General features: G+C 27.7%; 12 protein-coding genes. All 12 read left to right on the forward strand.

What is annotated here, in order from left to right; translation table 11 throughout:
- Positions 1-586: 586 nt before the first annotated feature.
- On the forward strand, positions 587-1,105 hold the full coding sequence (locus tag OM90_RS10410; protein WP_058486829.1) for a PcfB family protein: 519 nt from the start codon (positions 587-589) through the stop codon (positions 1,103-1,105).
- On the forward strand, positions 1,102-2,871 hold the full coding sequence (locus OM90_RS10415) for a VirD4-like conjugal transfer protein, CD1115 family (RefSeq protein ID WP_058486830.1): 1,770 nt from the start codon (positions 1,102-1,104) through the stop codon (positions 2,869-2,871). The genes OM90_RS10410 and OM90_RS10415 overlap by 4 nt, the downstream gene beginning before the upstream one ends.
- 82 nt (positions 2,872-2,953) lie before the next feature.
- The gene (locus tag OM90_RS10420; RefSeq protein WP_058486831.1) at positions 2,954-3,229 is read left to right on the forward strand and encodes a hypothetical protein; all 276 of its coding nucleotides are present in this window, start codon (positions 2,954-2,956) and stop codon (positions 3,227-3,229) included.
- A gap of 78 nt (positions 3,230-3,307) precedes the next feature.
- Positions 3,308-4,138 (forward strand): VirB6/TrbL-like conjugal transfer protein, CD1112 family, encoded by an 831-nt coding sequence (locus OM90_RS10425; RefSeq protein ID WP_058486832.1) that lies wholly within the window; start codon positions 3,308-3,310, stop codon positions 4,136-4,138.
- Between the two features lie 20 nt (positions 4,139-4,158).
- On the forward strand, positions 4,159-4,725 hold the full coding sequence (locus OM90_RS13215) for a PrgI family protein (RefSeq protein ID WP_084758037.1): 567 nt from the start codon (positions 4,159-4,161) through the stop codon (positions 4,723-4,725).
- Positions 4,718-6,988: a VirB4-like conjugal transfer ATPase, CD1110 family gene (locus OM90_RS10430; protein ID WP_084758038.1), complete on the forward strand. Its 2,271-nt coding sequence runs from the start codon at positions 4,718-4,720 to the stop codon at positions 6,986-6,988. Before OM90_RS13215 ends, OM90_RS10430 begins: the two co-directional genes overlap by 8 nt.
- 4 nt (positions 6,989-6,992) lie before the next feature.
- Positions 6,993-8,957: a M23 family metallopeptidase gene (locus OM90_RS10435; protein WP_058486833.1), complete on the forward strand. Its 1,965-nt coding sequence runs from the start codon at positions 6,993-6,995 to the stop codon at positions 8,955-8,957.
- A 51-nt stretch (positions 8,958-9,008) separates the two neighbouring features.
- On the forward strand, positions 9,009-9,233 hold the full coding sequence (locus OM90_RS10440) for a DUF4315 family protein (RefSeq protein WP_058486834.1): 225 nt from the start codon (positions 9,009-9,011) through the stop codon (positions 9,231-9,233).
- Between the two features lie 4 nt (positions 9,234-9,237).
- Positions 9,238-11,346, forward strand: a complete 2,109-nt coding sequence (locus tag OM90_RS10445; protein WP_058486835.1) for a DNA topoisomerase 3 — start codon at positions 9,238-9,240, stop codon at positions 11,344-11,346.
- A 15-nt stretch (positions 11,347-11,361) separates the two neighbouring features.
- Positions 11,362-12,033: a hypothetical protein gene (locus OM90_RS10450; protein ID WP_058486836.1), complete on the forward strand. Its 672-nt coding sequence runs from the start codon at positions 11,362-11,364 to the stop codon at positions 12,031-12,033.
- 223 nt (positions 12,034-12,256) lie between these two features.
- Positions 12,257-12,826 carry a recombinase family protein gene (locus OM90_RS10455; protein ID WP_058486837.1) on the forward strand — a complete coding sequence of 190 codons (570 nt, stop codon included), beginning with the start codon at positions 12,257-12,259 and terminating at the stop codon, positions 12,824-12,826.
- 343 nt (positions 12,827-13,169) lie between these two features.
- Positions 13,170-13,552: type III toxin-antitoxin system ToxN/AbiQ family toxin (locus tag OM90_RS13220; RefSeq protein ID WP_242860892.1), on the forward strand; the 383-nt coding region annotated here is incomplete at its 3' end.

Genomic DNA, 13,552 nt, shown 5'->3' on the forward strand with positions numbered 1-13,552 from the left:
ATGAAACTCTACCTATATTTATGTCTGAAAAAGTTGTAAAGGCATTAAAAAAGAATAGGATAACAGGTTGCGATTTTTTAGAAGTTAAAGTCTAATCAATTAATTAAAACTTTAAGTAAAAGATATTTTTTGACTAATTAACAAGAAGATATTAAAAATATAGTATTATAATTTCTATGAATAGAATTTGGAAAATAGTATGAAATATTTAGAGATATGGTAATTAATAGTGTAATATTAGTAGGAGATGGAGGGAACTTTTCAAAGTTGCCTCCAAATTTTTATGTCTAAATTTTTGTGTTAGAAATATAAGAGGAAATTTATATTTAAAGATGTAATAAAATGCTTTATTTAATAATAAAAGTTTTATTAGTGTTTTAAAATAATAAATTAAATTTTATAACTTGCTCAGAAATAAATGCTTTAATTAAAAAATTATAAAAAATAAATAAAATTTTTACAAAATATATTGACACTTGGAAATTATTTATGTATAATTGGTTCGAAAAATGCAGTTTATTAATTCAAAATTTAAAAACATTATGTTTTTTAATATCATTATCCATTTTCACAAAACAAAATAGAAATGGGGGGTGAGGTTCTGTTAAGCGATGAGATAACGAAAAAAGCAGTTAAACTTAGTTATAAAGGAGCTATTATAACTGCACAAGTAATAGATTCATTAATATATAGTTATTTAAGTGATTTAGAAGAACAATATAGAAGACATAGGATAAAAGGTGGTAAAAAGAGTATAAAAGAACTCAATCAAAAAGAAAAAAAACTTGATAATATAACCGTAGCAAAAGAAGATTTAAAAGGTTTACAAAAAGAATTTAAGAAATACGGAATAGAGTATGCAGTTATGAAAAACTTAAAGAATGATAACTATGAAATTTATTTTAAAGGTTCAAATATAAATCAAATAAAAAATGCACTAGAAAACTATATAGCAAGGAATTTCCAAAGAGATGTAACAAAAAAGCCCTCTATTAAGGAAAGAATGACAGCAGCTATTAGAAAAATAAACGAAAATAGAAATAAACAACAAGAGAAACAACAAGAGAAACAAATTGAAAGGGAAAGAGGGCGAGATGCAAGATGAAGAAAAAAAAGAGTTATATGTACTTTTCATTAATATTATCGATTGTAGCAGCATTTTTATTTAATCGTGTGGCAGATATCTACCAAAAATTGGAAGGAAATATACTTGAAAAAATAAGTACAACAATGAATGAAATAATACCGTCAATTAAAAAAAATATTTTTTATATCAATGTAGATAAAAGCAGTCTTATATTTGCTTTAATAGGATTTGCAGTAATTTGGCTTATTTATTTTTATAACGTTGTTGGTGCAAAAAAATATATGCATGGGATTGAACATGGTTCGGCAGAATGGGGAACTAAAAAAGATATCAAAAAGTATATAGACAAAAAGAACTTTTATAAAAACATTATTTTTACACAAACAGAACGAATGACATTAGACACAAGACAAACTTTTAGAAATAACAACGTTTTGGTAGTTGGTGGGTCAGGTTCAGGAAAGACTCGTTTTTATGTTAAACCTAACATAATGCAAATGCATTCAAGTTATGTAATAACAGACCCAAAAGGCTCACTTTTAAAAGAATGTGGGAAAATGCTAGTTGAAAACGGCTATAAAGTAAAAGTTTTTGATCTTATAAACATGCAATATAGCGATAAATACAATCCTTTTAATTACATAAAAGAAGAGAAAGATATATTAAAATTAATAACTAACTTGATAACAAATACTAATTCACCACAGAGTAAGAATGCAGGAGATTTTTGGGAAAAAGCAGAAACAGCATTACTTCAAGCATTATTTGGATATGTTTTTTACGAAGCTTCTCCAGAAGAAAGAAATATAGGAACAGTTATGGAAATGATAAGATTAGCAGAAGTAAGAGAAGATGATGAAGATTTTAAAAGTCCTCTAGATATCATGTTTGAAGATCTTAAAGAAGAAAATCCTGATCATTTTGCAGTTAAACAATATGATCTTTTCAAGTTAGCAGCAGGGAAAACAGCAAAAAGTATACTTGTATCATTAGGTGTAAGGCTATCTCCATTTTACATTCAATCATTACAAGAATTAGTGTCAGAAGACACTATAGAACTTGATATGATAGGGAGTGAAAAAACAGCATTATTTGTAATTTTACCTGATACAGATAAAACATTTAACTTTATGGCAGCAATTATGTATCAACAATTATTCGATATACTTTTTTACAAAGCTGATAATGAGTATAATGGTAGATTACCATTTCATGTTAGATTTTTACTTGATGAATTTGCAAACATAGGACAGATACCAAATTTTGAAATATACATAGCAACAATGAGAAGTCGTGAAATCAGTGTTAATGTAATACTTCAAAACATAGCACAATTAAAAGGATTATATAAAGATCATTGGGAAACGATAACAGGGAACTGTGATACTTTACTATTTTTAGGTGGTAAAGAACAAAGCACATTAGAATATATCAGTAAAATGATAGGAAAGACAACAATAGATAACATGAATGTAAATGAAACGAAAGGGCAAAGTGGTTCATATAGCTTGAATTATCAAATTTTAGGTAGAGATTTAATTACACCTGATGAAGTAGGAAGACTAGAAGGGACAGAATGTATTCTATCAATACGAGGAGAAAAACCATTTAAAAGTAGAAAGTTTGATATTACAAAGCATAGTCGTTACAAATTTCTATCAGATTATGATAAAACAAATACTTACGATATATCAAAGAAAGAAAAAATTGAAGCAGAAAATTTTCTTAACAATGTAGATGAAGTTGAAGAAGTAGATTTATCAGAACTTAATACTTTAATTTAAGTTAATTTTAACTTAAAAACTGCTATTTGAGCAGTTAAAAGAATTATAAAAAAATAATAAAAGAAAAGAGAGGGAATGAAAAATGGATTTATTAAATGAGGTATTAGATCTTGTTTCAAAATTTGCAATTACAGGTGGTGGTTTATGGCTTGTATGGGGTGTTATTGTACTAGCTGGAGGTTTAAAAGATAAAAATGGACCAGCTTTACAGTCAGGAGTTTGGCAAATAGTAGGTGGTGGCTTAATTATAGCAGCAGCAGCTTTATTTAATAATATTACAAGTGAAGGAACAGAAGGTAATGCTATGTTAATGTTAAAGCAGTACTATGCAATGATATCACCATTTCTTAAGTTATAATGCCATGCTAAAAAGTTAAAATACTGTATATCTCCACAAGAGAAATATACAGTATTTTAACTTTAAAGGGGGAATAACATGGAAGATTTTATAGTAAACAGAATTGAAGATATATTTAATACAGTTTTAACAAGTAATCATGGGAAATTAATTTTAACGCCAGAGGACTTTAATTCTTCAATATATTCAGGAGTAAAAACAATTATGCAAGATGCTGCTATGCCCGTAGCATATGTTTTACTTGGATTATTATTTGTTCTTGAACTTTATAATATTACAATTAGAACTGAAGGACAGCATGGCACTATGGGAGTAGAAATACCCTTTAAGGTTATGTTTAAACTTGTAATATGCAAAACTGTTGTAGATAGCACAGAACTTATCCTTAATGCTATGTCTGGGATCTCAGAACAAATAATAAACAATATAAAAGATACAATGAACGGAGGTAATCCTGTTACAGCAGCAGATTTAGAAGCAATCAGAGCAATTGTTGATGATATGAAATTTTCCGTAAAATTAATGACTTCAATTGAAATAACAATTATATTTCTAATTGTAAAATTTATAAGTGTGATTGTAATTGCAATGGTCGTAGGACGTATGATTGAACTATATGTAATGATGGCTATATCGCCTATACCAATAGCAACTTTTCCTAATACAGAAATGTCTAGCATTGCTAAAAACTTTTTAAAGTCATTTGCAGCGGTATGCTTACAAGGGGTTTTAATTTATGTTGTAGTAACAATATTTCCGTTAATTTTTGGCAATGCAGTTATGGGAGATATAAGTGATCCTAATGATTTTTCAAATTCACTTTTATCAGCTACAGGATATTCATTTGTTCTTTTAATGGCTATATTTTCTACTGGTAAATGGGCTAAATCAATATGTAATGCAATGTAAAAGTAAAGGAATGAAAAACCATGTCTATAGAAGTAAGAATACCTAAAGAAATAACCGAATATAAAGAAAAAATTTTATTTGGTCTTTCAATAAGACAGCTTGCATGCTTTTCTCTAGCAATTGTTACAGGGGTAGGGACATATTATTTTGCTAATAAATCTTTAGGTTCTGATATTGCAAGTTATATAGTAATACTTGAAGTTATACCGATTTTTGCTACTGGTTTTGTTAAGAAGAATAACTTCACATTTGAAAAATATGCATCTATTATTTTAAAACATTCTTTAAGGAATAATCGCAGAACTTATAGAACAAATCTTCTAATAGAAGAAGAAAGGAGTGATAGGGTTGCTGCAGGTACTAAAACAAAAATTAAAACCAAAAAAACAAACAAAAAACGAAGAGAAGTTGAAGGTTTTAAAGTCACAAAGAAAGGCAGAAAGAGAAAGAGCAAGGAAGCAATCAAAGAAATTAAAGCAGCTAGACAAGAATATAGAAAAAAGAAACAAGAAATTTATAAAGCAACAGAAGAAAGAAGCAGCACCACGCACGGCTCAACAAACGATAAAGTACAAGAGAATGTATGAAGATGGTATTTGTGAAATAGAAAATGGCTTATTTTCAAAAACAATAAAGTTTTCAGATATAAATTATCAAATAGCAAGACGTGAAGAACAGGTAGAAATATTTAGTCGTTATTGCGAATTTTTAAATTATTTCGATCCATCAATCAATCTTCAAATTACAATTCATAATAAACATATAAACACAGAAGATTTTAAAGCACAAATGTTAATTCCTATGAGAGAAGATGAACTTGATAAATATCGCAAAGAATATAATGCAATGCTTTCTGAAAAAGCATTGCAAGGACAAAATTCAATTGTGAGGGAAAAATATCTTACTTTTGCGATAAAAGCAGATGATTATCAATCAGCAATACCAGTGCTTTCTAGACTTGAAACAGATATAATAACGAATTTTAAATCCCTAGGTTGTGATACTAAAATTTTATCAGGAGCAGAAAGATTAGAGTTTTTGCATAAATTTTTTAATCCTGATGATAAATATGTATTTGATTATGAGTATCTTTTATATAGTAATTTAACAACAAAAGATTATATTGCTCCTGATAGCTTTAATTTTCAGCATAAAAATTATTATGAATTTGGTGATTATTACGGTCAAACATTATATTTAAAAGATTTACCACCAGATTTATCAGATAAATTAATAACTGAACTTTCAGATATTCCATGTAATATGACCATAACATTACACATTAATAGTGTGGATCAAGAAGAAGCTTTTGCACTTGTAAAGAGAAAAATTGCTTTTATGGAACAACAAAAAATAGATGAGCAGAAAAAAGCTTTAAAAGCAGGATATGATGTTGATATGATACCTTATGAACTTAAATATTCTCTAAATGAAGCAGAAGAACTTTTAGATGATATGCAAAACAAGAATCAGAGAATGTTTAAAGTTACAGTATTAGTACATACATCAGCAAAAACTATAGAAGAACTTAATGATAATGTATATAAAATAATGGCAGCAGCACGTAAAAATAATTGTAAAATGGGTTATCTTGATTATTTACAAGAAGAAGGAATGAACAGCACTATACCTGTAGGGAAAAATCATGTAGAGATTAAAAGGACACTAACAACAGCAAGTACAGCTATATTTGTACCTTTTACAACTCAAGAATTATTCCAAGAAAGTGGAATGTATTATGGATTAAATGCATTATCACGAAATTTGATTTTCTTTAATCGTAAAACTCTAAAAAATCCAAACGGATTTATACTTGGAACGCCGGGAAGTGGAAAATCATTTAGTGCAAAACGTGAAATGGTTAATGCACTACTTAATACAGATGATGAAGTATTAATTATTGATCCTGAACGAGAATATGCTCCATTAGCTCATGGATTTGGTGGAGAAGTTATTCACATATCAGCTGGTAGTAAAGCTCATATTAATCCGCTTGATATTACAATGGATTATGCAGATGATGACAACCCATTATTATTAAAATCAGAATTTGTATTATCTTTATGTGAATTGCTTGTAGGGGGTAAAAATGGTTTAACTGCAGCACAAAAAACAGTTATAGATAGAGCATGTAAGATGACATATCAAGCATATTTTGCTAATCCAAATAAAAATCCTATTCCAACGCTTAAAGATTTTTATGAAGTATTAAAAAGTCAACCAGAACGAGAAGCAACAAGTATTGCCCTATCTTTGGAACTATATATAGAAGGGAGTTTATCAGTATTTGCTCATCCAACAAATATAGATACACGTAATAGATTTATTGTATTTGATATTAGAGATCTTGGGAAACAATTAAAAACTATGGGTATGTTAATTGTACTGGACCAAATATGGAATAGAATAACACAAAACCGTGCATTAGGTAAAAGAACTTGGCTTTATATTGATGAAATTTATTTGCTTTTCCAAAATGAATATTCAGCAAACTATTTATTTGAACTTTATAAAAGGGCAAGAAAATGGGGGGCAATTCCAACAGGAATAACACAAAATGTTGAGGATTTACTTATTTCAGATCTTGCAAGACGTATGTTATCAAATACGGATTTTATTATGATGTTAAATCAAGCAGCAAGTGATAGGGTAGAGCTTGCCGCATTGTTAAACATAAGTAATCAACAATTAAACTATGTTACAAATGCTCAAGCTGGTCAAGGGTTGTTATTCGCCGGAAATTCAATTATTCCATTTATAGATAAGTTTCCTCAAGATACAGAATTATACTCTATGATGACAACTAAACTTGAGGAAATAACAGCACAAAAGACAAAAGAAAAGAAGTAAAATTATGTCTATTGAAGAAAATAAAGATACAGTTCCGGCGGCTGTATCACTTACTGGAGCGGCAGCCCCAGCAACATATGTTACAACAACAGATAAAATTATAAAAGATGATACTAAAGGAATAGGACGTGAGTTTGTAAAAGATTCTTTAGAAAGTAATGTAAAAGGACGTCTTATAAAAGAATATAAAGTTGTTGACTCTAAAGGAGAACCTATCAAAGAAGTTGCTATAACAGAAACTGAAAAAGCTATGGCTAAAGCAAAAGCTGCAAAAGCAAAAATGACAAAATCAAAATACGGATTTAACAATAATAAAAATGATGATATTGCAACTGTTACAACAGACCAAAGAAGTTCGGTAGTATCAGCAGAAAAAGAAAATAAGGGAAAACCAAAAAAGAAAACAAAAAGAAATCAAAAAAGTAAGAAAGAAAAATTAAGTAGAAATATAGAAAATTTGGTTACACAAGTTGCACAAAATAAAGATGAAACATTGGGTGATCGTGTAAAAATTCATACGATTAGATATGGTGTTAGATATAGTGTAAAAGCTCCACGTTATACAAGAAATATAGGTAAAGCAGTAGCTGCTCCATTTAAAGGTGCTAGATTTGTTTCAAAACTATATAAAGACACAAAAAGAGGAGTTTTAACTGCTAAAGAAGCTAGACTCTTAGCTTTAAAACATGGTGCGAAAAAAATAAAAGAAATAAGTAAAACAGCAAGTAGATCAGTTATTTCAACTGCAAAACGAGAAATAGAAGAATTTTATGGTTCAGATGATCTTGGAATAGAAGCAGTACGCAAAACAAAAGATACTATAATTAAGACTCATAGAACACTTAAAACAACAAGCAGAGTTACAAAGAAAACTATAAAAACAACAAAAAAAACTATAAAAAAATTAAAAAAAATATCAAAGAAAACTATTAAATATACATATAGGGGAATAAGATTAACGGCAAAAATACTAATGAACCCAATTGTATTAAAAGTAATTGCTATGGCTTTAATTGTTGCATTGTTTTTAATAACAATATTTTCAGGAGTTGCAGCAATAGCGTCTGTATTTTCAAGTTTCACATATTCATCTGATGATGATGTATTAAGTGATACTTATGCTTATGTTACAGAACTTGATACAGAATTATTCTTAGAAATTCAAAATATACCAAACGATCCGAAATGGTCATATATTGATAAGTTTCATATTAATGTTTCTGAACCCAAAACTGATCCTATACCAATTATGTCTTATTTAAGTGTAAAATATGATGATTTTAAACTTAATAATAAGATTAAAAAAGAAATAAAAAAAATTCATTCAGAATTATATGAAATTCAATATTATGAATGGGTAGAAACAAGAAACTATTCTGATGGAGAAAATGAATGGACAGAACATATATATCACCTTAGAGTAACTCTTGATACTATGTCGTGGGAAAGTTATATCGAAAAACATAAAGATGAAATGTTTCCAGAAGAAGATGATTATCAACGATATGAAGCCTACAACAATATAGGTGGAACAACTCTTAGAACCGAATTAGGATGTCCTTTTCCTGGTGAAGTTGTTGAAATATCAAGTCGTTACGGATACAGGGTACATCCTATAAATCTTGAAAAGGAATTCCATACTGGGATTGATATACCAATGCCAAGTGGAACTCCTATATGTGCTACTATGAGTGGAGAAGTAACGACAGGTTATGATGATGGTTATGGTAATTATGTAATTATAACTTCTGGTGAAAGAAAAACATTATATGCTCATTGTCAAACAATTAAGGTAACTAATGGTCAGCAAGTAAGAAGAGGTGAAGTAATAGCAACTGTAGGGAGTACGGGATTAAGCACTGGTCCTCATTTACATTTAGAATTTGAAAAAGACGGTAAAAAACTAAATCCAGAATTTTATATTGAAAGGGAGCAATTTGCAAAATATAACAATCAAAATAACTCATAAGTTGCTATTTTGAATAAATCAGCAACTTATGAGTATAAAAGGAGGAATATTATGGATGCGATAGAAAGAATAGAAGAAAAAAAGCAAAAGATTAAAAAAATTAAAGAAAAAATTGCAAAAGAACAACAAAAAATTAAAAAACTTACAAAAGAAATTGAGAAAATAGAAAGATTAGAAATCAAAGGATTACTTAAAGAACTTAATATGCCATTAAGTGAATTAAAAAGATTTATTAAAGAATTAAAAAACAGCTCTTATGGTAGTTATCAGGAGTGATGATATGAAATTAGTAATTGCAGAAAAACCAAGTGTAGCTGGAGAAATTGCTAAAGTAATAGGAGCAAATAAAAAAGAAAAAGGCTATTATTTTGGAAATGATTATTATGTATCTTGGTGTATAGGACATTTAATAGAAAATGCTATGCCAGAACATTATAACCCTAATTTAAAAAAATGGAGTTTAGATACTTTGCCATTTATACCTGATAAATGGATAACAGTAGTTTCAGAAAAAACAAAAGAACAATATAAAATACTTGAACAACTCATAAGGAGTAATAAAGTAAAAGAACTTATATGTGCTACAGATGCTGGTCGTGAAGGAGAACTTATATTTAGACTTGTATATAATAAAACAGGTACTAAAAAACCATTTAAAAGATTATGGATAAGTTCTATGGAAGAAGAAGCTATTAAAAATGGGTTTAAAAACTTAAAAGAAGGAAATGAATATGAAAATCTTTATCAAGCGGCTTTATCAAGAATGAAAGCAGATTATTTAGTGGGTATAAATGCTACAAGACTTTATAGTTGTATGTATAATAAAACATTAAATATAGGACGTGTACAATCTCCAACAATAAATCTAATTGTAAAAAGACAGCGTGAAATAGAAAATTTTAAACCAGTTCCATATTATGTCTTAATTGCTGATTGTAAAAATTTTAAGGCATATACAAAAGTTAATGACAAAAATACTGCGAAAAATATTATAGCACAATGCAACAAAAAAAAAGGTAAAATTTCAAAGATAAAAAAACAAAATAAAGTAGAAAATTCATCAGCATTATTTGATCTTACAGCTTTACAAAGAGAAGCAAATAAATTACTAGGATATTCAGCTCAACAAACCTTAGATGTTGCACAAAACTTGTATGAATCTAAATTAATCACTTATCCTCGTACAGATAGTAGATATTTAACAGATGATATGCAAACTTCTACCATAGAACTTATTAAAGGACTTTTGAATTCAAACTTGCTTAGTACTAAAACATTAAAAAATTATGATATTAAAAAATTAGAAATTCAAAAAGTTATAAATAATAAAAAAGTAAGTGATCATCATGCAATAATTCCCACAAAAAACATATTAAAAACAGATCTTAACACTTTTCCTACAGCAGAAAAAAATATATTAATCCTTATAATTTATAGATTATTGACAGCTCCATATATTGCAAGGAAATATATTAATACAAAACTAACAGTAGAAATTGAAGGAGTAGAATTTACGGCAACTGGTAATATGGTAATAGATAATGGTTTTAAAGAGTTTCAAAATCATCTTATGGAAATAATTAAAACTAAACCTAAAAAAGAAGAAAAAGAAAATCCTGATAATGAAAATATTCCTACTAACATAAAAGAAGGACAAGTGATTGATAAAGTTATAGTTACATCACAAGAAAAAAAGACAAAACCATTACCACCTTATACAGAAGCAACACTTTTATCAGCAATGGAAAACATAAGTAAGTTTATAAAAAATGAAAAACTAAAAGAAGTCATAAAAGATACAGGATTAGGTACACCAGCTACAAGAGCTGGTATTATAGAACGAATAATTAAAACTGGATTTATTAAAAGACAAGGGAAAAATTTAATTGCTACACAGAAAGCATATACTCTCATGGACCTGTTACCAGATAAACTAAAAGAGCCTGAAATGACTGCCGAATGGGAAAAAAAACTTAATGAAATTAGCAAAGGTAAATATAGCAGTAATACTTTTATATCTGAAATAGAAACCTTTGTAAAAAAATTAGTTGAAAACTCTAAAGACAATTATACTACCTTAAATACAAAAAATATCTTTAAAACAAATAAAGAAGTTCTAGGAAAATGCCCACGTTGTGGTCACGATGTAGTAGAATTACCTAAATCATATTCTTGTTGTAATAAAAATTGTGGATTTGCAATTTGGAAAGAAGATAAGTTTTTTAAAGATAAGAAAAAAACACTCACTAAAAAACAAGTAATAAAATTACTTAAAGAAGGAAAAGTCAAAATTAATGGATTGTATTCAGCTAAAAAAAATACAACTTATAATGCAACAGTTATTCTTAATGATACAGGTAAATATGTTAATTTTAAATTACAATTTTAAAAATGAGGTGAAATAATGAAAAAATTTATAAAAATTACAATTTTCATATTTTTATGTACTTTTATTTCCTTAATTTTCACTAGTTGTGGTAAAAATAAAGAAAAAGAAATAATAGGAACATGGTATAGTATAAAGCCTGATACTCTTATAATCAAAGAAGATGGAAGATTTTCTTCTGGTTGGATTACATCAGGAATTGAATGTTCATATGCCTTAGAAGATAACAAAATTATTTTTATTGATCCTGACGGCAGTTCCTATGAATTTGCAATTATTGAAGATAAGGAACATGGCAATGTTTTATATTATGAAAGTAAAAAAAGTGATCTTAAATATACTTATTACAAGGATAAGGAATTAGTAGATAAAATGATAGCCGAAGAAGAAGAAAGACTTCAAAAGGAAAAAGAAGAAGAAGAAAAAAGAAAAAAAGAAGAAACAGAAAAAGTATTAGTAGGTACTTGGGAATGGGTAGGATTTGATAGTGTAATAGAATTTACATCAGATGGTAAATACAAAACTACTAGTCTTGGAAAAGAAAAAATATGGGAATATGAAGTAATTGATCATGAAACATTAAAGTTTACAAAAGATAATGGAGAAAGTTATACTATTAAAATTACAATTAATAAGATAGATGATGGTTACGAATTAATTTTTCCTAGTGAAAGATACATAAAAAAATAAGTTCGAAAAACGTATGTAGTTTTAAATAAATTTACTTTGAAAAAAGTACTAATAAAAGTACTATTTTTAAGGTAAAAAAATACTAAATTTAATTAATTTAAAAAAGTTCGAAAAACGGTCGTTTGCCGAACTTGTAAATTATAACAAACATACCTGTTGTTTTGTAAATAATAGAAAGTATAATAATTATAAATTATACTTTCTATGAAAGGAGCAATTACAAATGAAATTTGGTTATGCAAGAGTAAGCAAAGATGACCAAAACTTAGATTTACAAATAGATGCTCTAAGAAAATATGGAGTAGATGAAATATATACAGAAAAAATAACAGGAACAAAACAAAATAGACAGCAATTAACTGAATTACTGAATAAACTACGTGCAGGAGATACTTTAGTAATTTGGAAATTAGATAGATTAGGGAGAACAACAAAGCAACTTCTTGCGTTAGCAGAAGATTTTCAAAAAAGAGGGATCAACTTTGTAAGTATAACAGAAAATTTTGATACTTCTACACCTTCTGGAAAATTTGTATTCCATATATTTTGTGCAATGATACAAATGGAACGAGATGTTATATCTGAACGTACATTAGCTGGTTTAGCTGCAGCAAGGAAAAGAGGTCGTAGAGGAGGTAGAAAACCTAAAGACAAAAAAAGTATTGAAAGAGCATTAAAAATGTATTTTTCTAACGAATTTACAATAAAAGATATTGAAGAAGCTACAGGGCTTAGTAAAACTACATTATACAAATATGTTAGAGAATATAAAGATAAAAATGGAAAGGAGTAATATAATGCCTTCTAATATAAATAAAAAAAATAACTGATAAATAAGACAAAGTAAGAAATGTGAATAAAAATAATTATTAAAAAGAAAGAAGAAATTTAAAAAATAAAGTTGCTACTTGATAATAAATAAGAAGATTTTATATTATAATACTTTACATATTTATAAATATTTGATATAATAACAATGCAAAAGCGGTGAACCCTACCATTAAGTGGGAGCTAAAAAAGCGGTGAACCCTACCATTAAGTGGGAGCTAAAAAAGCGGTGAACCCTACCATTAAGTGGGAGCTAAAAAAGTAACGATTAAGCATTAATGCTTAATCGTTTTTATGTAGGTGAAATTATGAATTTATTTTTTTATACTGTAGATGAAAAATATTGTGAATTTTTACGAAAAATAGATTTTCATGTACCTTATATAAAAAACGAAAAGTCAAAAAGGCCATTTATTGGTGTGGTTTTTAAAATAAACAGCATGAATTATTATGCTCCTTTAACTTCTCCAAAACCTAAACACTTAAAAATGAAAAATCAAGATGACTTTTTAAAAATAGATAGTGGACGTTTAGGTGCTATTAATTTAAATAATATGATACCTATACATAATACTTTTCTTACGAAAGTTAATGTTAAAGTATTTTCTACAGATACAAAAGAAACGATTAATTATAAAAATTTATTAATTAATCAATTATCTTGGTGTAATTCAAATAAAGAAAAAATTTT

Source organism: Defluviitalea phaphyphila, assembly GCF_001466305.1.
Classification (GTDB): Bacteria; Bacillota; Clostridia; order Lachnospirales; family Defluviitaleaceae; genus Defluviitalea_A; species Defluviitalea_A phaphyphila.